At 70.9% G+C, this 20,172-nt stretch carries 17 protein-coding genes and 1 pseudogene; 6 read left to right on the forward strand and 12 right to left on the reverse strand.

All coding sequences use genetic code 11. From position 1 onward, the window contains the following. Positions 1–35 precede the first annotated feature (35 nt). Positions 36–263 carry an iron chelate uptake ABC transporter family permease subunit gene (locus tag QF035_RS48780; RefSeq protein WP_307528834.1) on the reverse strand — a complete coding sequence of 76 codons (228 nt, stop codon included), beginning with the start codon at positions 261–263 and terminating at the stop codon, positions 36–38. Positions 264–440: 177 nt separating this feature from the next. Here QF035_RS48780 and QF035_RS48785 point away from each other — a divergent pair, with 177 nt between their 5' ends. Both QF035_RS48785 and QF035_RS48790 read left to right on the forward strand, forming a co-directional pair. Then, entirely contained in the window at positions 441–1,298 is an 858-nt protein-coding gene (locus tag QF035_RS48785; protein ID WP_307528836.1) for a (2Fe-2S)-binding protein, read from the forward strand. Positions 1,299–1,435: 137 nt separating this feature from the next. Continuing rightward, a complete protein-coding gene (locus tag QF035_RS48790; protein WP_307528837.1) occupies positions 1,436–1,798 on the forward strand; it encodes a VOC family protein in 363 nt (120 codons plus the stop codon). Positions 1,799–1,802: 4 nt separating this feature from the next. On the opposite strand, the gene QF035_RS48795 is transcribed toward QF035_RS48790, so the two are convergent. Both QF035_RS48795 and QF035_RS48800 read right to left on the reverse strand, forming a co-directional pair. Then, on the reverse strand, positions 1,803–3,788 hold the full coding sequence (locus tag QF035_RS48795; RefSeq protein ID WP_307528839.1) for an N-acetylmuramoyl-L-alanine amidase: 1,986 nt from the start codon (positions 3,786–3,788) through the stop codon (positions 1,803–1,805). Positions 3,789–4,089: 301 nt separating this feature from the next. Then, entirely contained in the window at positions 4,090–5,232 is a 1,143-nt protein-coding gene (locus QF035_RS48800; RefSeq protein WP_307528841.1) for an aminoglycoside phosphotransferase family protein, read from the reverse strand. Positions 5,233–5,465: 233 nt separating this feature from the next. Between QF035_RS48800 and QF035_RS48805 the strand changes: the two genes are divergently transcribed. Continuing rightward, complete coding sequence (locus QF035_RS48805) at positions 5,466–6,965, forward strand: DNA-binding protein NsdB (RefSeq protein WP_307528842.1); 1,500 nt, start codon at positions 5,466–5,468, stop codon at positions 6,963–6,965. A 65-nt stretch (positions 6,966–7,030) separates the two neighbouring features. Here QF035_RS48805 and QF035_RS48810 read toward each other — a convergent pair whose 3' ends face one another. The 4 genes from QF035_RS48810 to QF035_RS48825 form a co-directional block, all read right to left on the reverse strand. Further along, positions 7,031–8,524: a PP2C family protein-serine/threonine phosphatase gene (locus tag QF035_RS48810; RefSeq protein ID WP_307531938.1), complete on the reverse strand. Its 1,494-nt coding sequence runs from the start codon at positions 8,522–8,524 to the stop codon at positions 7,031–7,033. Positions 8,525–8,837: 313 nt separating this feature from the next. Then, positions 8,838–9,467 (reverse strand): hypothetical protein, encoded by a 630-nt coding sequence (locus QF035_RS48815; RefSeq protein ID WP_307528844.1) that lies wholly within the window; start codon positions 9,465–9,467, stop codon positions 8,838–8,840. 146 nt (positions 9,468–9,613) lie between these two features. Beyond that, a complete protein-coding gene (locus tag QF035_RS48820; RefSeq protein ID WP_307528846.1) occupies positions 9,614–10,711 on the reverse strand; it encodes a baeRF3 domain-containing protein in 1,098 nt (365 codons plus the stop codon). Positions 10,712–10,818: 107 nt separating this feature from the next. Then, the gene (locus QF035_RS48825) at positions 10,819–12,405 is read right to left on the reverse strand and encodes an alpha/beta hydrolase (protein WP_307528848.1); all 1,587 of its coding nucleotides are present in this window, start codon (positions 12,403–12,405) and stop codon (positions 10,819–10,821) included. A 285-nt stretch (positions 12,406–12,690) separates the two neighbouring features. Between QF035_RS48825 and QF035_RS48830 the strand changes: the two genes are divergently transcribed. Next, positions 12,691–13,461, forward strand: a complete 771-nt coding sequence (locus tag QF035_RS48830) for a chaplin (RefSeq protein ID WP_307528850.1) — start codon at positions 12,691–12,693, stop codon at positions 13,459–13,461. Positions 13,462–13,806: 345 nt separating this feature from the next. On the opposite strand, the gene QF035_RS48835 is transcribed toward QF035_RS48830, so the two are convergent. Beyond that, entirely contained in the window at positions 13,807–14,331 is a 525-nt protein-coding gene (locus tag QF035_RS48835; RefSeq protein WP_307528852.1) for a GNAT family N-acetyltransferase, read from the reverse strand. 192 nt (positions 14,332–14,523) lie between these two features. Between QF035_RS48835 and QF035_RS48840 the strand changes: the two genes are divergently transcribed. Next, a complete protein-coding gene (locus tag QF035_RS48840) occupies positions 14,524–15,381 on the forward strand; it encodes a GNAT family N-acetyltransferase (RefSeq protein WP_307528854.1) in 858 nt (285 codons plus the stop codon). Here QF035_RS48840 and QF035_RS48845 read toward each other — a convergent pair. Together QF035_RS48845 and QF035_RS48850 are read right to left on the reverse strand one after the other, a co-directional pair. Then, complete coding sequence (locus QF035_RS48845; protein ID WP_373466852.1) at positions 15,378–16,490, reverse strand: acyltransferase family protein; 1,113 nt, start codon at positions 16,488–16,490, stop codon at positions 15,378–15,380. The genes QF035_RS48840 and QF035_RS48845 overlap by 4 nt on opposite strands. A gap of 61 nt (positions 16,491–16,551) precedes the next feature. Further along, entirely contained in the window at positions 16,552–17,190 is a 639-nt protein-coding gene (locus QF035_RS48850; RefSeq protein ID WP_307528856.1) for a TetR family transcriptional regulator, read from the reverse strand. Positions 17,191–17,330: 140 nt separating this feature from the next. On the opposite strand from QF035_RS48850, the gene QF035_RS48855 reads away from it, so the two are divergent. Next, on the forward strand, positions 17,331–18,284 hold the full coding sequence (locus tag QF035_RS48855) for an SDR family NAD(P)-dependent oxidoreductase (RefSeq protein WP_307528857.1): 954 nt from the start codon (positions 17,331–17,333) through the stop codon (positions 18,282–18,284). On the opposite strand, the pseudogene QF035_RS48860 reads toward QF035_RS48855, so the two are convergent. Then, positions 18,284–18,751 (reverse strand): annotated as a pseudogene (locus tag QF035_RS48860) (nucleoside deaminase); the annotation flags it as partial. The gene QF035_RS48855 and the pseudogene QF035_RS48860 overlap by 1 nt on opposite strands. Then, positions 18,741–20,039 carry an MFS transporter gene (locus QF035_RS48865; protein WP_307528859.1) on the reverse strand — a complete coding sequence of 433 codons (1,299 nt, stop codon included), beginning with the start codon at positions 20,037–20,039 and terminating at the stop codon, positions 18,741–18,743. The pseudogene QF035_RS48860 and the gene QF035_RS48865, both read right to left, overlap by 11 nt. Between the last annotated feature and the right edge of the window lie 133 nt (positions 20,040–20,172).

A 20,172-nucleotide genomic window follows, 5' to 3' on the forward strand; every position in this document is an offset into this window, starting at 1 on the left:
GCTCGAGATGCCGGGCACGCCCCCGGCGGTGGGAATTACTTCCTCGGGAGCTCGAAGCCGGTGGCCTTCGCCGCGACCGCGAAGCCCGCACAGGCGTTGATGCCGAGGGTCGCCGGCGAGGCCGGTGGATCGCGCGTGATGCCCTGTGCGACTGCACCGGGGCCCGGGAGCGCGGTATCCACCGTGAGCCCGAGGGCGGTACACGGCGGCCGCAGGGCGCGCGGTGGCACACCCATTGGTGCGGCCCGTTGGGACACAGTCACGGTACGTGAGCTTAAGTTAGGCATGTTTTGGTTTTCAACCAGCTATGGAGGGGCTGTGACGTGCGCCTCCCTTGATCGTTGCTCCAGGGGTGCGGTCACGCGCTGCTGTCGGTGATCTCTATACTAAGGTAAGCCTTACCTGCTTCACTCGCTTTGCCCCCATGCACAGGAGTACCAATGACCGTGGCCGCGGAGACTCTGTCGACCGGTGCGGGCACGCCCGTGTCCGACCTGCTCGTGGGCACGTACCGGCAACTGGGCGAGGTGTGCGAGGCGTTGACCGTGCGAGTCGCCGACCCGGGTCCGGACGTCACCCAAATGGGCGTCAGTTGGGCTGAGTTGACGAAGGATCAGGAGGCCCTGGACGCCTTCCTCCTGGCCGAGACCGCCCGCATCCAGGACCGTTACGACCACACCCCGCGCCGGGACGTCGCCGCCTCGCGAGCCCTTCACGACTACGCCTGGTCCGTGGGGCTGCTGATGAGCGGCGTCTGGTACCTCACGGGCCGGGTGCCGCGTATCCACCCCGAAGACGTACGGCTCGACCTGACGACCGGCGTGTTCGAGATCAGCCCCCGCCCGGACCTGACGTGCCTCCCGGACGATCCGGCCGCCGCACTTCCCGGCACTCTTACGGTTCCTCATGAGGAGGCCCTGCGTGCCGAGTTGAGGGCAGCCGTTGCCGATCACATGGAACCGCTGCTCTCCGCGATCGCCCCGCACATCCGGCGCGGCCCGCGCGCCCTGTGGGGCATGGTCACCGACGACCTTGTCTCCGGCATCTCGTACCTCGGCCGCATGCTCGGCCAGGAACCCGACGCCGTCCGGGCGGCCACCGCGCTCCTGCCCTCGGCCGTCGCACCCTTCCCGGGCGGAGCGGAGTTCCGCCGGCTCATCGGCAGTGACGGACGGCAGCACACGACCCGCACCCGTATGGGCTGCTGCCTCTACTACACGATCCGCCCCGCCGAGGCCTGCGCCACCTGCCCCCGAACCTGCGACGCCGAACGGCTGCGCCGGATCGAGGAGGGCTGAACATCGTCACGCGCCGACTCCGTCATACGGCGGCTCTCCGCCGCACGAGCGGTACCGGCACGGCGGGCGCCCGCGTTCCGTCCCGCGTACGGTGGCTTGAGGGCGGCCGACACATGTCTCACGACAGGAGACGCGCGATGAGCGGCGAACCGACCTTCTTCGAAATCGGCGTGGCCGACCCCGAGCGGGGCCGCGCCTTCTACGGATCCCTCCTCGGCTGGACCTTCGAACCCGGCACGTCAGAAGGCGGCGGCTTCGCCATCACCACCGACGGAGTGCCGGGCGGAATGCACGGCGGCGACGCCGGAGCCTCCCCCTATCTCTTCTTCAGGGTGGACGACCTCGGCGCCGCCGTCGCCCGGGTCCGTGAACTGGGCGGCACAGTGGAGGACCTGGGCGACGGGGGCGACAGCGAGGAGTCGGCCGCCCGGTTCGGCCGCTTCAAGCTGTGCCGCGACGACCAGGGCTCCGCCTTCGGACTCCACGAGCCGCCGAAGTGACCCTCTACGAGGCCGACGGCACCACCCGTACGTCGGCGGCACGTACGTACGCCACCCGGTGCCCGAACTGGATCTCGTAGTACATGTCCTTGCCGCGCACCACCCGGTGCGGCGTCGTGTCGAAGGTCGGCGCGTAGAAGTACTCGCCCGGCACCTTGTCGCCCGCCGAGTACTTCTGCCCCTTGAGCAGTTTGTACGGCAGGGGCGAGATCTCCTGGACGGGCACGCCTGCCGGGTAGGCCGCCTTCTCCGGGTACGCGCGTCCGTACACGGGGATCTCGGTCAGTCCGGCCTTCGGTGTCACGACCGGCCCGGTCGCGCTCACCGCGGTCGGCTGCTTCGCCGGGTTCTTGAACCAGGCCTTCTGGCCGAGGTACCAGATCGCGGTCCAGTCGCCGTCGCGCCCGGCGACCGCGTACCGCTGGCCTGTGGACACACGCGAACCCACGTCGTTCACATCGATCGTGGAGTCCTCGCCCTTGGGCCGCAGCCCGATGTCCTTGACGAGCGGCGCGTCCGAGCGCGGCTGCGTGTGCAGCCGTACGGCGCTCGAACCGTGCGCCGCGCAGGGCTCGCCCTTCGTGACGCAGCCCGTGAACTTCGGCTTGTGCTTGGCGAATTGGGGCAGCACGGTCACGAGCCCGCCGTTCGATCCCGGGACGGCGCGCAACGGTTTGCCGAGCAGGGCGAAGTAGTGCTGCCAGTCCCAGTACGGGCCCGGGTCCGTGTGCATCCCTGGGATGTTCGCCGTCGTCGTTCCCGGGACGGTGTCGTGGCCGAGGATGTGCTGCCGGTCCAGCGGGATGCCGTACTTCTTCGCCAGATACTTCACCAGCCGCGCCGACGACCGGTACATCGCCTCCGTGTACCAGGCGTCCGGCGCCGCGAGGAACCCCTCGTGCTCCAGACCGATCGACTTGGCGTTCACATACCAGTTGCCCGCGTGCCAGGCCACGTCCTTGGCCTTCACATGCTGGGCGATGTGCCCGTCGGTGGAGCGCAGGGTGTACTGCCACGACACATAGGTCGGGTCCTGCACCATGTTGAGGACGCCTTCCCAGGCGCCCTCCGTGTCGTGCACGACGATGTACTTGATGCTCTGGGACTTGGGCCGGTCGCCGAGGTCGTGGTTGCCGTAGTCGCCGTCGCCGAACTCCTCGTACGGTGCCGGAATCCACTCGCAGGACACGGTCGCCGGGCACTCGGTGCCGGCCGCGCGGGCCGCCCGCAGTCCCGTCTCGCCCAACTGCCCTGTGACGGGACGCAGTTCAGGCTGAGCAGCGAGGGCGACCTGCTGGCCCGCGTCCGTCGTGCGGTGCTCCCCGCGGCGGATCACGTCGAAGACGTCGTCGGCGTACGTCGCCGCCGTCGCCGTGTCGTCGGCGCCCGAGTAGCGTGCCACCGCCCCGTACCAGTCGGCCGCGTCGTCACTGAGCGGCTCACCGAGCTGCTTCTGTGCGGCGGCCAGCAGCGCGGCACCCCCGGCCACATTGGCGGCCGCGTCCGTACGCAGCCGCTCTTCCGGGATGCCGGTGAGATCGGCCGCCTTCGTCAACGTCTTGAGACGGGCGGGGAGTTGGGTGTTCTCCGGGACCTGGGTGTCGGGGAGCAGCGGCGCGCGTGAGTCGTCGCCGCGTGCGTCCTCCGTGCCCTCGCTGTGGTGCGGTGCCACCGTCCGGGCGATCGCGGTGCGGGCGTCCGTCAGATGCATGGGGCCGTAGCCGCCGGTGACACTCGGCGCCCCGCCGTGCGCGTCCCAGCGGGACTGCAGATAGGAGACGGCGAGGAGCACATTCCGCGGTACGTGGTACTGGGCGGCCGCGTCGGCGAACGCGCTCTGCAGACGTGCGGAGGACGCCTGGGCGCCGCTGTCGGACGGGGCGGCGCCGAGCAGTGGCAGCAGCAGGGCCGCCGAGGCGACGGCACCGGCCGTCCTTCGTGCGCGTCTGTGCCCGGTGGAGGGGCTGGAGTCGGTGGGGGATCCTCGCAAAGCAGGCCTCCTGGGACGATCGGTCGCGATGGTGCGTGCGGGGCCGGGCGTGCGTCAGTGGTACCGGCTCCCCGACGATCCGTCAATCATGCCCAGAGGCAGTTGATTTCCCACGTCAGCGGCGGGTGTCGCGGGTTTCGCGGCGACGGCGACCCGGCCTGCGAGGCGTCAGTGGAGTGGACCTGTGGCCTGTTCGGGTGAACGTTCCTCGATGGAGGAGTGCCGGGCGCGAGCGACGGCCCGACATGACGAAGGTCCGCGATGCGCCCTGTACCGGGCACACCGCGGACCACCATCCCCGTCAGCGAGTGCCGACCGCCGCTCGGACGGCCTTGCGGGCCATCTGGCAGTCGTCGTGCAGCCGCCTCAGCAGCAGCCGCTGTTCCTCGCCGGACGGCGCAGCACCCGGGTGGGCCGGTCCCGGTGCCGCCGGGGTCGTCTCGTGCATCGACCGCTGCACGGCCGTCTCGTACGTACGGATCTCCCTGGTGACGACGAGCATGAGGTTCACCAGGAACGCGTCGCGCGCCGCGGGTCCCGCCGACTGCGCGAGCTGGCTGATCTGCCGCCGGGCGACGGGCGCGTCCCCGAGGACCGCCCACAGCGTCGCCAGGTCGTACCCCGGCAGATACCAGCCCGCATGCTCCCAGTCCACCAGCACTGGACCGGCCGGTGACAGGAGAATGTTGGACAGGAGAGCGTCGCCGTGGCAGAACTGGCCCATGCCCTGGCGGCCCGCCGAGTGCGCGATGCCGTGCACCAGCTTCTGCAGATCACCCATGTCCCGGTCGGTGAGCAACCCCAGCTCGTGATACCGGGAGATCCGGGCCGCGTAGTCCAGCGGGGCGTCGAACGTCCCCGCCGGCGGCCGCCACGCGTTGAGCCGACAGATCGCGCCGAGCGCCGCCCTGATGTCCGCGCGGGGCGGGGACTCCGCCGGGTGCCGCTGCAGCGCCGCCACCCGTCCCGGCATCCGCTCGATCACCAGTGTGCAGTTGTCCGGGTCCGCCGCGATCAGGCGCGGCACCCGCACCGGGGGCCGGTGCCGCACGAACGAGCGGTACGCCGCTATTTCATGACGGATCCGCTCGGTCCACACCGGGGAGTGGTCAAGTAAACACTTGGCGACGGCGGTGCTGCGCCCTGTCGTGCCGACCAGGAGCACGGAGCGGCCGCTGCGGCGCAGCACCTGCACCGGAGCGAACTCCGGACAGATCCGGTGCACCGACGCGATCGCCGTGCGCAGCTGCGCCCCCTGGGGGCCGGACAAGTCGAGTCTCCCGCTGAGCGGTTGGGTGCCGAGCCCCGGCACGCGCCGTGACCTACCGGCACCGAGCACGGGAGCCGCGCCCGGGCGTGCGGGGTCGAGATATGGGCCGCTGCCGACCGGGCGGGCGTGCAGTGACCGGGGCGGAGCGGACACGGAGGACGATGCTGCGTACATGGGCGAAACAGATCCCTTCGTGTGCCTGCGAGTTGCTGCGCTACCCGCCCCGGCCGCTCTGGTGCACCCTGGGGAGTGTCCCTTCGGCGACCGGGTCGGGGTGGCGCTTTCCTACCTGACACCCGATGCCCAGTGGCACACCATCTGGCGTGCCCTGGCGAACCCTGGCGAATAGTCGCTCAGCAACTGACAGACGGTTAGTGTCAACTCAGCCGAGAACCTGGGGGCTTGACGTGAGCGGACAACCCAACACCCGCCTTTCGGACCTGTTCGGCCTGGCCGGCTGGTCCAAGGGGGAACTCGCGAGGATGGTCAACCGGCAGGCGGCGGCCATGGGCCACCCCCAGCTGGCGACGGACACCTCAAGGGTGCGGCGGTGGATCGACACGGGAGAGATCCCGCGAGATCCGGTGCCGCGGGTGCTGGCAGCACTGTTCACCGAGCGTCTCGGCCGTGTCGTGACCATCGAGGATCTCGGTCTGGTCCGGCACGGGCGCACGGGGAAACGGCAGGGCGCCGGGAGTGTGGAACATCCCGACGGTATGCCGTGGGCGCCCGAGCGGACTGCCGCGGTCCTCACCGAATTCACGGGAATGGACCTCATGCTCAACCGACGCGGCTTGGTGGGCGCGGGCGCCGCGCTCGCCGCCGGATCCGCAATCAGCAGCGCCATGCAGGACTGGCTGCACTCCGATCCGGCCCTCGCGGCCGACGCCCCTGACATCGACGATCCCCTGCACGCCGACCCCGCTGGGTTCGACCGCTACGAGGCCGCCCCCATCGGGTCGCAGGAGATCGAGGAACTGGAGCGCTCGGTCGAGGTGTTCCGGGCCTGGGACGCGGCCCGCGGGGGCGGACTGCAACGCAAGGCTGTCGTGGGACAGCTCAACGAAGTGGGAGGCATGCTCTCCTACCGACACCCCGACCATCTGCAGCGGCGCCTGTGGGGCGTCGCCGCCAACCTCGCCGTCCTCGCGGGCTGGATGTCGCACGACGTCGGCCTGGAGCCCACGGCCCAGAAGTACTTCATCATCGCCGCGCACGCGGCCCGAGAAGGTGGTGACCGGCCCCGCGCGGGCGAGGCGCTCTCCCGAGCGGCCCGCCAGATGGTGCACCTGGGCCGGCCCGACGACGCGCTCGACCTCATGAAGCTCGCCAAATCGGGATCGGGCGACGAGGTCCTGCCGCGCACCCAGGCCATGCTCTACACCATCGAGGCCTGGGCGCAGGCGTCGCTGGGCAAAGGCCAGGCCATGCGGCGCACCCTGGGGGAGGCGGAGGACCTCTTCGTCTCGGACAAGGGTGACGTGCCGCCGCCGAGCTGGATGCAGCTGTTCGACGAGGCCGACATGCACGGGATGCAGGCCCTGGCCTACCGGACGCTCGCGGAGCACGACCCGTCCGCGGCCGCCGTCGCACAGAGCCACGCCAAGGAAGCACTGGAGCTGCGGGAGAAGGGCCGGGACCGGTCGAAGATCTTCGACCACATCTCGCTCGCGTCCGCCTGCTTCATCGCCGACGACCCCGAACAGGCCGACCGGTACGCACGCCTGGCCCTGACGTCGATGGGCTCGAACTCCTCCCACCGCACCTGGGACCGGCTGCGTGAGATGTACCGGCTGACGGGGCAGTACTCCAGTTATCCGAAGATCAACGATCTGCGTGAGGAGATCAAACTGGCGCTGCCCAAGGGCTCGTTGAAGGCCAGGGGCGGCAACAGCGCACGGGCATAGGGGGCCTGTGCGGCTGGTTTCACCCCTGCCGGGTTGTGCTCATGTGCGCTCGGGCTGTGCCCGCGTCAGGTGGCAACCCTGGCGACGAGTACGCAGGCGTCGTCCTCGCGCTCCGTCTCGCCGAACTCCTCCACGACCATCCGTACGCAGTCCTGTGCGGCGCGTGCCTCGCCGAAGCGGGGGGCCAGGCCCAGGAGACGGCCGACGGCCGCGGTGTCGCCTCCACCCTCGACCTCGCTCGAGTCGTGGGACTCCCATGACTGGGACCGGGGAGACACCCATCGCCGAGGAACCAGCCCGTCGGTGTGCAGGAGGAGCAGGTCGCCCGGTTCGAGCGTCTCTTCGGCCTGTCCGTAGACAGCGCCGGAAGTGGCGCCGAGCAGGACGCCGTCCGGCGGCGCAAGCATGCGCCCCTTCCCGTTGCGGAACAGCAGTGGGGCGGGGTGTCCTGCCTGCGCCCAGGTCAGCGTGCGGCTCTCGGGCCGGTAGCGGCAGCACACCGCGCTGCCCAGGGCCGGCTGGACCGAGGCGTCGAGTAACTGATTGAGCCACGCCATGAGCTGTCCGGGCTCGGTGCCCGCCACGGCCATACCGCGCAGGGCGCCGATCATCATCGCCATGCCCGAGGTGACGGTCACACCGCGGCCGGTGAGGTCGCCGACGCTCAACAGCGTGTCCCCGCCGGTCAGTTCGAGTGCGTCGTACCAGTCGCCGCCGATCAGCTCGCTCGTCGAGGAGGGCAGATAGCGGGCGGCCAGGTCCAGCGTCTCCGGTCCCTGGCGCGGGAGGCGCAGGGAACCGCGCCACGGCGGCAGCACGGCCTCCTGCAACTCGACCGCGAGCCGGCGCTCGGTCTGCGCGAAGTGCCGTTGGTGCTGAAGGGAGTCACGGGTCTCACTGACGGTCCGCTGGCTGCGGCGCAGCTCACTGACGTCCCGCAGGACCGCCCACATCGAGGCGGTGCTGCCGTCCGTGTCGAGCACGGGCTCGCCCATCACGTGCACGGTCCGTACGTCGCCGTCGGGCCGGACGATACGGAACTCGCCGTCGATCGGCTTGGCGTCGATGAGGCAGTCCGTGACCATCGCCGTCAGCCTCGGCCGGTCCTGTTCCAGCACCACGGAGGGCAGTTCGTCGAGGGTGAGCGGGGGAGCGGCGGGGTCACGGCCGAGGATCTGGTAGAGCTCGCCGGACCAGGTCGCCTCGTCCGTCAGCAGGTTCCACTCGGCGCTGCCGACCCGGCTGAGCAGTGAGCCGTGCCGGGGTGCGGTCGGCACGGCTCGTACGGTGGGAGCCGCCGCCTCGTGCTCGACGGGAGCGGCCGGCGGGCCGTCCCTCAGCTGTGCCAAGTGCTCGTCGAGGTCGCTCAGTTGATGCATCGCCAGATCGCACAGGGCGCGCTGCCAGCGTCCCTCCGGATCCGTGCCGTCGGCCGGCGCGTCACGCCGTACGGCGTCCACCTCGCCCCGCAGCCGGCGCGTCTGCGAAATGAGCGCGTCGACCGAGCCGCGCGGGGGCGGCTGGGCGGCAGGGTGGTCCGCCGAGAGGTGGGACGGCATGACGTACTCCGATACAGGCACGGTACGACCAAGGCTGAAGGAAGGACCGGTTACGACTGTCGCACAGCCTGCGACGCCCTGTAAGGGATTTGGCAACACACGACCCGGTGGTGCCTCTGGCATATGTCGCAGTCCTCGCGGAGGATGCGGGCGGGGCGAATTCAGTACGTGGACCGGTCGATCAAGTCGTAGACAGGATAGGCGAGTTGATGGAGTGACGGCAGTGGCCGCGACTCACTCAATCGTATGTTCGGCGAGCGTGTGTGCGGTGCTCGATCGAGGTTTCGCCGCCTCGGTGCCGCTCTGCCCTGCGTCAGTATCGCTGGGCCTTGGCCAGCTTGGGTGTCAGCATCGGCTCGGCGGGCTTGCGGCTGATGGCGAGGGGCTGGGCGCGCTCACCCGGGGCGAGGTCCTCGGCGCCGACGAATCTCGTCTCCACCGTCTTGCCGGAGGAATCGAGGAAGTCGACCTGCACGGCGTACGAGGCCTGCGCGTCGGTCTTGTTGGTGATGCTCACGACGACGGCCGGCAGGCCACCGGTCTCGGCCCTGGGCTTGCCGGTCATGGAGACGTCGGACATCGCGTTGCCCTGGCCGTCGACGTCCTTGAGCTCGTTCTCCGCCGCCTCGTTGGCACGGGCGACCTCCGCCGATACGGACGCCTCGAAGGAGGACGCCGCGGCCGAGGCGGAGGAAGCCGCCGCCGAGGCCCGGGCGCGTGCGGACTCGACGGCCGATTCGTTGACGGAGGGGGCCGTACCCGAGAAGGACGCCGTGTCGGGCGGGGACGGCCGCTCACTGAAGGACGGGTCGGAATCCCCGGAGTCGCTGTCGGTGCTGCACGCCGCGAGCGTGCTCATGGCCGCGGCGACCGCCGCCAGTGCGACGGCGGCCGAACGAGTCCTGCCCGGCCGGCGGGGGCCACGGGGCGGCGGTGTGTTCATCGCGCGCTGTCCTTGCTGTCGGTGCCTGGTCGATCACTGCCGGGTCGGTCGACGAAATGAACCTTATGTCGGAAATTCCGGCAAGGCATTTCGGGTCGGCCGGGCCCGCAGTCACTCGCCCAGTACCGGGTCTGCCGCTTCCGCGGTCAGTAGCGCAGCACTCCCGCGATGCCCGCCGCGTCGCTCAGCGCGCCGTCCGGGACGAAGCGCACCTGCGCGCCGGTGTCCAGGCACTGTTCGACGATCTCGTCCACGATGTCGTCGCGGGCGTCCAGGTCGTCGGTGTCGGCCGGGACGAGATGGTCGCCGCCGTCGTCGCGTACGGTCACGCGGTAGTTCTCCTCGACGGCCAGCAGCCGGACCCGGCCGGCGGTCGCGTTCTGCCAGACCTCGTCGACACCGGCCGCGAACGCCCGTCGGCCCTTGGCCGTTTCGAGTTCCCGTGCCACGGTTTCGGCGCTCTTGCGGTCCTCGGCCGTGACCAGGGGGCTGACCGCCTGCCACACGGCGTCGGCACTCGCGTGCGCGAGACCGCCGTGCGCGACGTGGACGGCGTCCTTGGTGATGGTGCCGACCTCGTCGAGAAGCGAGAGTGCGGCCTGCTCGCCGGTGACGTACACCGGTCGCGGGTCGCCGCGCAGAACGCTGGCGAGGACGGTGTCGCCGTCTCGCAGGAAGTGGCGCGTCTGCTCGTCGCGGAAGGTGCTCGGCAGGTCGCCGATACGTTCCTTGCGCTCGGCGTCCGGGTCCTCCAGGCTCCGCGTCAGCGGGAAGCCGGCCGCCTCGGACTCGACGACATGTCCCCCGCCGCCGCTCCACAGGGAGATCCGGTCCGCGGAGACGGCCAGCACCCAGAACGGACGCTCGGCCGCCTGTGCGGCGACGAGGTTGCGGGTCAGGAAGGTGTCCGAGAGGACGACGCGCTCCGGCACGGTCCGGGCCAGCGACCACACCTGGTGCTCCCCGGGGGCGGCGAAGATCGCGAGGCCGTCCTCGGCGTGCGCCAGATCGACCTCCGCGAGCGCCTGCTCCAGTTGCCCGACGACATCCATCCGCCGGTCACGGGTGACCGCGGGATCGGATTCCAGCTGCTTCTTCGCCTCGGCCAGGACATTGCGCAGCCGGACGGGGTCCTGTGCGTTGTCGGGCTCGCGGCGATGGGTCGGAGTGAGCACCGACACGGCCGGATAGGGCCGCGGGCGGCGCAGTTCGGTGAGGGTGGTGGGGCTCAGAACATGCTCCATATATGCACCATATGACCGAATGGGTGAACGGGCATGCGGAGGAACGGAACCGGATCGGATCGGATCGGGCCAATGGTGCGAGGTGGGCGCCGTGGTCGTCACGATCCTCAGTCCTCCGCCCCGCACGAGCTCCCGTCGGCCGGCAATGAGCCGTACAGCAGGAAGTCGTCGACCTTCCGGTGCACGCACTTGGAGGACCCGTACCCGGTGTGGCCCTCGCCCTTGTTGTCGAGGACGACCGCGGACGAGCCGAGCCGGTCCGCCGTCTCGGTGGTCCAGCGGTACGGTGTCGCGGGGTCGCCGCGGGTGCCGACGAGGAGCAGCTTCGGGGTGTCCACGTCGCGGACCTTGTCGCGGATGTACGTAGTGCCCTTCGGGCGGCCATAACACATCAGGACCTGTGTGAGGCGGTACTCGCCGAAGACCGGCGATGCCGCCTCGTACTCGGCGCGCAGTCGGTCGATGTTCTCCGTGATCTGGCCGGCGGTGGGCCGGTCGGGGTCGTCGGCGCAGTTGACGGCCATCAGCGCGGCCGGGAGGTTGTCGACGGGAATGTCGCCCTCGTCGACCAGGTCCCCCTCCCCGTCCTCGGCGAGCCCGCCGTCGCCGGGAACCGTGATGCCGCCGGGCAGGGAGATGCCGCCGCCGGCGAACCGCATGATGCCCCGGGTGTCGCCGTCCTGGACCAGCGAGGTCAGCGCCTGCGAGAGGGCCGGCCACAGCTCCTTGCTGTAGAGCGCCTGAACGATGGCGCCCACCAGGTCCTGGCCGGAGAACGGTTCGCCGAAGTCTCCCGGCACCGGGTCCTCGTCCAGCGAATCGACCAGCCGGACCACGTCCTGCCGGGCGGTGCGCCTGTCCTGTCCGAACGCGCAGTTGATGTCCTCGGTGCACCAGTCGAGGAAGCCCTCGAGGGCTGTCTGCTGGCCCTGCGCGCCGACGATGCCCTGTTCGCTCAGCGGTTCGGTGAGAGTGTCCACGCCGTCGAGCACCAACCGGCCCGTCTTCTTGGGGAACTGGGCCGCGTACACCGCGCCCAGCCGCGTTCCGTACGAGAAACCGAGGTAGTTGAGCTTCTTGTCGCCCAGGGCCTCGCGCAGCACGTCCAGGTCGCGCGAGGCGTTGACCGTGCCTATGTGGGACAGCACGGGCCCGGAGTGCTCGGCGCACTCGTCGGCGGCCCTGCGCAGCAGGTCGAGAGCGGCCCGGGGGCCGTCGCCGTCGTCCGCGTCGGGATCCGCCTCGTCCACGGCCTCGCCCGTCCCCTCGCCACAGCTGACCGGGGAGCTTCTGCCGACGCCGCGCGGGTCGAAGGTCACCACGTCGTAGCCGTCGGTCAGGCCCATGAAGTCCTCGCCGCCCGCGGCGAGTTCGCTGACTCCGGGCCCGCCCGGGCCGCCGAAGTTCAGCACCACAGAACCCCTGGACTTCCCCGTCGCGCGGATACGGGCCAGGGCGAGGTCGAGTGTCCCGTCGGCGGGTTTCGCGTAGTTGACCGGGACAGTCGCCTTCCCGCACTGCAGGTCCTTGGGCAGGCTGTCGCCCTCGCAGGCGGACCACTTGATCCGCTGGTCGTAGAAGCGGGACAGATCGGGACGGTCGGTGTCCGCCGCTGCGACCGTCGGCAGCCCGCCTCCCAGCAGGGCCAGCGTCACGGCGCCGGTGAACGCGCGGCGTTGATGCGTGGACAGCATGAAGGCCTCCCGGAACGCCCCGGCGCGCAGCCGGGGATTCCCCCTCGATCACGATAAGGGGGCGCCCCCGGCCACGCCTCCGGGCGGGCGGACCTGCGCCGGAGGCCTTACTCTGCGCTCCGCGCGCCCCACCACGGCGCGGTGTCACGACCTCACGCCGGGCAGTTCGAGTGGGGCACCGCCCGATGGGGTGAAAAATCGGCAACCCACTAACCCGCATCGCCCACCGGTGTCTTATCCGGTGCGGGTGAGTGCCCGCGTCCATGTCTGGAAGGCAGGGAACCTATGAAATGGGTTGCCCGAAATGGTTTGATCATCGCGGCCGCCGCCTCCGGCGCCGTGGCCGTGACGATGCCGGTGTACGCGGACTCCGCGGCGGACGGCGGCACGGCCAAGTCGCCGGGGGTGATCTCCGGCAACACCTTTCAGCTCCCGGTGCACGTTCCGGTGAACGTGTGCGGGAACACGGTGAACGTGGTCGGACTCCTCAACCCCGCAGCGGGCAACCGCTGCGCCAACGAGGGCGGCCACGGCAAGGGCGACGGCAAGGGCGGCGACGGCAAGGGCGGTGCCCATGCGGGTTCCGCCGGCGCGGTCGCCGAGGGAGGGGCCAAGGATTCACCGGGTGTGATTTCCGGCAACGGCGTGCAACTCCCGGTCCAGCTCCCCGTGAACGTCACCGGCAACTCGGTGAGCGTCGTCGGCATCGGCAATCCCGCCATCGGCAACGAGTCCACGAACACGTCGAGGGAGCGGCCGCACCACCCGGACAACCCGGTGTCGCCCCCGGCCCCGAAGCCGGTGGAGCCGCCGAAGAAGCCGGAGCGACCGGCGAAGCCGGCTGAGCCGGTGGAGCCCGAGGCGCCGCGGGCCGTTCCGCAGGGGCCCGGAGCGTCCCTCGCCCAGACCGGCACGGACCTGATGGGCCCGACGGTCGCGGCCAGCGCCGCGCTGATGCTGGGTGGCGCCGCACTGTACCGGCGTTTCCGGACGGCTGTCGCGCCCCGGTCCGGGCACGCCGGTGCGGGTGGGCCGGAGTCCGCGGACGGCTCCTGACCCGAGCCGCGGTCGGTCCGCCTGGCTCTCGGCCGGTCGCGGGCCGGACCGGTGAGTCGCGGGCCCGAACCGGTGACCGTACCTCGCCCCGGCCCGCGGTCGCCCACTCGGACCGGGTCCGCGGACGTGGTCCCGGTCGCGGACGGACCCGTACCCACGGTCCTCCGCGTACCGCCCCCTCGGCAGTGCGCTGAGTCGCGCCACGGCAGCAGACCGCGTCGATTCTCAGCCGAGTGACACCTCCGAGGACGGAAGACCCCACCGGGCACAACAACCGGTGGGGTCTCCTTCTGACAGCGTCCGTACGCCCCTCATGCCTGGGAGTCCCACCTCACGGTCCGGCGCTCAGGAGTGGGCCGGGGTCACGTCGTCGCGCAGCACGCTGTACCGCACCCCGTCCCGCCACCGCCCATCGCGGAACCCCGCACTCCGCAGCACGCCCTCGCGGGTGAATCCCGCCTTCCCCAGGGCCCGTTGCTCGGCGATGTTCTCGACCTCGGTGTCCGCCTCGATCCGGACCACCTGCGTATGCGCGAACAGGTACTCGACCAGCAGCCGCTGCGCCCGCGTACCCACCCCCTTGCCACGGGCCTCCCGCAGCAGGGCGATCCCCATGTTCCAGTAGTACGACGTGCGGGTGGCGACGATCTTGCGCCAGGCCACGAACCCCACCGCCTCCCCGTCGAGCTCCACGATCAGATGGCCTGCCTCATCCGTTATCAGGCCGGTCTCGGCCCACTGCCGTCGCCAGCGTCCGGTGTCCCACCAGCCGTACCACTGGAAGGGCGAGGCCTCCTCCGGGTCGATCAGGAACCGCTCCATCACGGTCAGGCCGTCCTCGTCCACCGGGCGCAGTGTCACGTGATCCATGAACGGCCACCCTAGGCGCGGCCATCGGCCGTGTACTCCCCCCTGCGAAGGACACTGGCTCATTGCCGCGCCACGCACCTCGGCCATCGGGAAGGATGCTGCGCGGGCGCGGCTGATCACCGCATTCCGCTTGCCGTGTTCCGACTCCCTTCCGCCCCCCCTTCCGGCATTCCAACGAAATGGAGCGCACAGATGACCCCTCCGAGCGCCGAAGGCCTCGTCGTCACGCAGGCCTCGCTCGACGACTGGCCGGTGATCAAGGGGTGGGCGGCGGACGAGGGGTGGGATCCGGGGGAGTCGGACGGCGCGTGCTTCTTCGCCCAGGATCCCGAGGGGTTCTTCCTCGGCAGGATCGACGGGGAGCCGGTCTCCGCGATCTCCGTCGTCAACTACGGCGCCGACTACGCTTTCCTGGGCTGCTACCTCGTACGCCCCGATGTACGGGGTCGCGGCTACGGCCTCACCACCTGGAAGACGGCCCTCGCCCACGCGGGCGGCCGGACGGTCGGGCTCGACGGGGTGGTCGCGCAGCAGGGGAACTACCGCCGGTCGGGGTTCGAACTCGCCTACAAGACCTTCCGGTTCGGAGGCGTCCCGGCCGCGGGGGAGCCCGCCGGAACCGGCGTCCGGGCTGCCGAGGCGGCGGACCTCGACGCGATCACGGCCTACGACAGCGCCTGTTACCCCGCCGACCGGGCACGCTTCGTAGAGCACTGGATCAACGGGCCCGGGCACCGCGCCCTGGTCCGGATCGTCGACGGGCGGCTGACCGGCTACGGCGTGATCCGGCCCGCGCTCACCTCGCTGCGCATCGGACCGCTGTTCGCCGACACCGCCGAGGACGCCCGCGCCCTCTTCGCCGCACTGGCCGCCGAGGCCGACGGCCGCCCCGTCTCCGTCGACATCCCCGAGACGAGCGCGGCGGGCGTCGCCCTGGCCGAGGAGTACGGTCTGACCCCGTCGTTCGAGACCGCCCGGATGTACACCGGGCCCGTCCGCCCGCACGCCACGGACCGGGTCTTCGGGGTCACGACACTCGAACTGGGTTAGCCGGAGGGACGTCTGTCGGCCGTCGTCGTGGTCTCGCCGCGATGGCTGAACATCCATGCCATGCGAGGCTCCACGACGAACCGGAACACCGAACGGACCGGGCCCGAGCACAGCACCGTGATGAGTCCCACGGCGGCCGCCGTGACGGCCAGTTCACCGAGCGGCGTACGTACCCATGCGTGGTCGTACCAGTCCCAGAAGCGGGACGCCTTGATGACGAAGCCGTGCAGCAGATAGCCGTACATCGTCCCGGCGCCCAGAGCGGTGCACCACAGATGCCGGCCCGGTACCCAGGCCAGGAAACAGCCGGTCAGGACCAGTGCGAGCAGGAACAGCGCCGGAGTGGTGAACAGCCCCGCCCAAGCCGGCGCGCCCTGGCCCGTGACGCTGCCACGGTGGTAGAACCACCCGGCGCTGAACCAGGGCGCCACCGCGTACGCGGCACCGAGGGCCACCGCGGCCACCGGCAGCGCGAGCAGCCGTACGCGCCAGGTGCGCAGCCGCTCGAAGTGCTCGGCGCGCAGAGTCAGTCCGAGCACGAAGAACGGCAGGAACCCCAAGGTCCGTTGGATCGAGATGTCCCCGCCCAGGTCGGGTGAGACGGCGGCGAGTACGGCGAAGCCCAGCGCGACCGGCACCGGGTGGCGCAGCGCCAGCCAGATCGGGGTCGTCAGCCGCCAGATGAACAGCGCGACCAGGAACCACATCACGTACCAGGGATCGAGCAGGCTGAACGGATAGCCCGGATCGTCCTGCGCCCAGCGGTAGAAGAGCGTGTAGGCGGTCTCGAAGACGAAGTACGGCACGACGACACTCGTCAGCAGTCGGCGCACCCGGCCCGGCGCCATGTCGAAACTCCGGGAGAAGTAGCCGGAGATGAGCGCGAACGCCGGCATGTGGAAGGCGTACACGGTCAGATACGCCGCCGTCGCGGCTCTGCTGCCGTGGGTCAGCGGCTCCCACGCGTGACCGCAGACCACCAGCACGATGGTGAGGTACTTCGCGTTGTCGAAGTACGGGTCCCTGCGGGCGGGCGCCGGCCTGGCCCGTTTTTCCGGCAGGCGTTCCCGCAGAGCTACGGGCGCGGGGGCTGACAAGTCTTGCGACACCACATCTCCTGGCCTCCGGGGCGGGCAACCGATCCGTCCCGCCTGCCCCCTCTCGTACGGCTCAGTCGTCGCGTACGTTCGCGCGCCTCGCGGACAGCCGTTCGAAAGTGGCCATCATGGCGCCCGGCAGCCGGTCCGGGTCCGCGCCTGTCAGGGCGACGGCGGCCTCGTAGCAGGCCTGGCAGACGGCGGCGGCGAGCACGGCCGTCTCCCGGCCGGCCCCGTGGCGCTCCAGCACGTCGATCGCCGCGGCCGCGTATGCGCGCTGCTTCAGCAGGCTGCGGGCGAGCAGTGCGGGATCCCCGTTGATCAGGCGCTCGCGCTCGGCGAGCCATGTGGTGTGTTCGGCGATGCTGCCCACGAGCGCGCTCATGCCCGCACGGCCCGCGTCCAGCGCGCGGTCGAGTGAGTCGCCGATGGGGGCAAGGGCAGCGGCGGCGTCGTCGACGGCTGAGATGAGCGCCTCGCGGTGCTGGTCCTCGTCCGCGAAGAGCACTTCCTGCTTGTCGGTGAAGTAGCGGAAGAAGGTCGTCCGGCCGACTTCGGCGCGGCGGGCGATGTCGGTGACCGTGACCGCCTCGAAGCCGTGCTCGACGAAGAGTTCCATGGCCGCGTCGATCAGGGCCCCACGGGTCCGCAGCCGCTTGCGCTCCCGGAGGGGGATCTCGTCGTCGCTGCTCAGCGGCTTGCCGTTGTCCATGGGGCCAGGGTATCGGGCCACGGGGTACCCGATCCATAATGGTATCGAGTACCGTTTGGTATCGAGAACCGATTTGCTTGCGGGTGGATCGATTCTCCGTCTGCTCGTGCCCCACCCCTCTCACACGGCCGGAGCAAGCCATGTCTGCCATCCCCTCTCCCGGAACCGTCCTCCTCACCGGCGCGGGCCGCGGTCTCGGGCGCGCCACCGCCCTGACGCTCCTGCGCGACCGTCCCGACCTGCATCTCCTCGTCGCAGTCCGCTCGGACCCGGACGGACTCGCGGAGCGGCTGGCCGCCGAGACCGGCTCATCGAAGGTGCGCGGTGTCGCCTGCGACCTGGGCTCACTCGACTCCGTACGCCAGGCGGCCGACTCCGTACGGGAGTTGCTCGACTCCGGAGAACTCCCGCCGCTGCGTGCCGTGGTGGCGAACGCGGGTACGCAGGCCGTCACTGCCATGAATCGGACGGCCGACGGCTTCGAAACCACCTTCGGCACCAACGTCCTCGGGCACCATCAGCTGATCCGGCGGCTTCAGGACCGGCTGACGGCGCCGGGGCGCGTAGTCCTCGTCGGCAGCGGCACGCACTTCGGGGACTTCCGGCACTCCTGGGGGCTGGTTCCGCCGCCGCGCACCGCTCCGGTCGCCGAGCTGGCGCTGCCCTGGACGACCCCGGACGCCGGAACCGTCAGGGCGGGCCGGTCCGCTTACGCGGCGAGCAAGCTGGCCACCGTGCACCTCGCGCACGAGCTGGACCGCCGCACCCCCGAGGGCATCGGCGTCTACACCTTCGATCCCGGTCTGATGCCGGGCACCGGCCTCGTCCGCGAGGCGGGACCGCTGGACCGCCTCGCCTGGAACAGCCTGCTGCACCTCACCCGCGTCCATCCCAGCTCGACCAACCCGCGCGCGTCCGGACGCAAACTCGCCCAGGCGGCCGTCGCCGAGCCGGTCGCCCCGTCCGGGAGCTATCTCGACCGCGGCCGTCCCGTCCGGTCCTCGCCCGCGTCGTACGACCCCGCCCGCGAGGCCGAACTCTGGGAGGAACTGGAACGGCTGGTCGCCGCCAAGGGGGCCTGTCCGCCCGCGTGATGGAACCGCCGGTGCAGAGCCCTCACCTCGTCCGTCAACTCCGGGACCGGTCCCTCGACGAGCACTCCGGGGGCCACGTCCTGGATCGGCAGCGGACGGACCGGGGCGGCGGGGACGCCCAACTCTCCGAGCCAGGCAGACAGTTGCTCGGAGGACGCCACGTACACGATGCGTCCGAGACCGACCCAGCCGTGTGCCGCCGCGCACATCGGGCAGTGTTCGCCGGAGGTGTAGACGGTCGCCGCGGCCCTCTCCTCCGGTGTCAGATGCGCCGCCGACCAGCGGGCCAGCTCGAACTCCGGGTGGCGGGTGCGGTCACCGGAGGCCACGCGGTTGTGGTCCTCGGCCAGGACCGTGCCGTCCGCGCCCACCAGCACCGACCCGAACGGCTCGTCACCGGAGTCCAGCGCCTCGGTCGCGAGTTCCACACAGCGGCGCAGATGCTTCAGCTCGGCTTCACTCAGCATGCCGTACCCGCCCTCCTGCCGACCTTGGACCGACCGTACTCAACTCCGTGCGGCGCCGCGAGGGAAAGGCGTGCCGGCGCCCCGCGGCCACGATCGCGAGCGTCGCCGTGACCAGCAGAAATGTCGTCCATGGGAGGGCGTCTGCGCCCGATCTGCTCAGGATCAGACCGCCGGTTAGGGAACCGGCCGCGATGCCCGCGTTGTAGACCGTGGTCTGCAGCGAGGTGGCCACATCGGCGTTCGCGGGACCGGAGGCGTCGACCAGCGCGGTCTGGATGAGCGTCGGCGCGCCGCCGAACGCCATGCCCCACAGCGCGACCGAGGCCATCAGTACGGCTCCATGACCGGCGTACGTGCCCAGCGCGAGCATCGCGGCCGCGAGCAGGGCGAGCGCACCCAGCAGGGTCCGGCGCGGATGCCGGTCGATCAGCAGTCCGGTGAGCCAGATCCCGACGACGGTCGCGGCACCGAACACCAGCAGCACCAGCCCCGTACGGCCGAAGCCCGCGTGCTCCGAGAACGGTGCCACGTACGTGTACATCACCTGATGGCCGACGAGCAGCGTCAGCGTGACGGACAGGACCGTGCCGATGCCGGGCAGTGCGGCGACGCGAGGCAACGGCACGCGCTCGCCCCGTGCCTCACCGGGAAAGCCCGGCACCCGGCGTCGTATCCACACCACGAGCGGCACGGCCAGCAGCGCCGGGACGGCGAAGGCCGCTCGCCAGCCGAGTGCGTCGGCCAGCGCCGAGCCCGCGGGAAGCCCCAGGGAGAGCGCGAGTGTGATGCCCGCCAGCACGATCGCGATGGCCCGGCCGCGCCGCTCGGCGGGCACCATCCGGGCGGCGTACCCCACGAGCATCGCCCACAGCGTCCCGCCCATCACCCCGGCCACGAGCCGTGCCGCGAACGTCAGCCCGTACGACGACGACAGTGCGGTGACGGCGTTGGCAGCCGCGAAACCCAGCAGCGCGCCGAGGAGGACGGGCCGCCGTGGCAGTCCGCGCAGGGCGGCGGTGAGCGGGATCGCGGCGAGGAACGACGCGACCGCGTAGCCGGTCACCAGGAAGCCCACCCGCGCCTCGGAAACCCCGAGATCCGGTGCCATCCGCGGCAGCAGACCCGCCGGAAGAAGCTCCGTCAGTACGGCGGTGAAGGCGGCCGTGGACAGGGCGAGCAACCCCGAGAGGGGCAGACCGGGCTCGGCGGACGTGGACGTGGGCTCGGACGGGAGCGTGGGTTCGGACGTGGGTGTGCCGGGTTGTTCGGCGATCGGTGCGGGCGTCATACGGCCCATGCTGAAACGTTCACATCAGTGTGAGGGCAAGCCCGCCGGGCGGCCGAGGCGGGCCCGCGCCGCGACGCTCCGGCTACTCCCGAGGAGGTAGGGGCGACAGCGCCACGCGTACGACGACAGGGCA

It is taken from the genome of Streptomyces umbrinus (genome assembly GCF_030817415.1).
Taxonomy (GTDB): domain Bacteria; phylum Actinomycetota; class Actinomycetes; order Streptomycetales; family Streptomycetaceae; genus Streptomyces; species Streptomyces umbrinus_A.

Coding starts and splice junctions, on each gene's coding strand:
- QF035_RS48820 (WP_307528846.1), bottom strand. CDS start 10,711: ATGGAGCATGTTCTGAGCCCCACCACCCTCACCGAACTGCGCCGCCCG.
- QF035_RS48825 (WP_307528848.1), bottom strand. CDS start 12,405: ATGCTGTCCACGCATCAACGCCGCGCGTTCACCGGCGCCGTGACGCTG.
- QF035_RS48790 (WP_307528837.1), top strand. CDS start 1,436: ATGAGCGGCGAACCGACCTTCTTCGAAATCGGCGTGGCCGACCCCGAG.
- QF035_RS48865 (WP_307528859.1), bottom strand. CDS start 20,039: ATGACGCCCGCACCGATCGCCGAACAACCCGGCACACCCACGTCCGAA.
- QF035_RS48785 (WP_307528836.1), top strand. CDS start 441: ATGACCGTGGCCGCGGAGACTCTGTCGACCGGTGCGGGCACGCCCGTG.
- QF035_RS48800 (WP_307528841.1), bottom strand. CDS start 5,232: ATGTACGCAGCATCGTCCTCCGTGTCCGCTCCGCCCCGGTCACTGCAC.
- QF035_RS48815 (WP_307528844.1), bottom strand. CDS start 9,467: ATGAACACACCGCCGCCCCGTGGCCCCCGCCGGCCGGGCAGGACTCGT.
- QF035_RS48810 (WP_307531938.1), bottom strand. CDS start 8,524: ATGCCGTCCCACCTCTCGGCGGACCACCCTGCCGCCCAGCCGCCCCCG.
- QF035_RS48830 (WP_307528850.1), top strand. CDS start 12,691: ATGAAATGGGTTGCCCGAAATGGTTTGATCATCGCGGCCGCCGCCTCC.
- QF035_RS48850 (WP_307528856.1), bottom strand. CDS start 17,190: ATGGACAACGGCAAGCCGCTGAGCAGCGACGACGAGATCCCCCTCCGG.
- QF035_RS48835 (WP_307528852.1), bottom strand. CDS start 14,331: ATGGATCACGTGACACTGCGCCCGGTGGACGAGGACGGCCTGACCGTG.
- QF035_RS48840 (WP_307528854.1), top strand. CDS start 14,524: ATGACCCCTCCGAGCGCCGAAGGCCTCGTCGTCACGCAGGCCTCGCTC.
- QF035_RS48855 (WP_307528857.1), top strand. CDS start 17,331: ATGTCTGCCATCCCCTCTCCCGGAACCGTCCTCCTCACCGGCGCGGGC.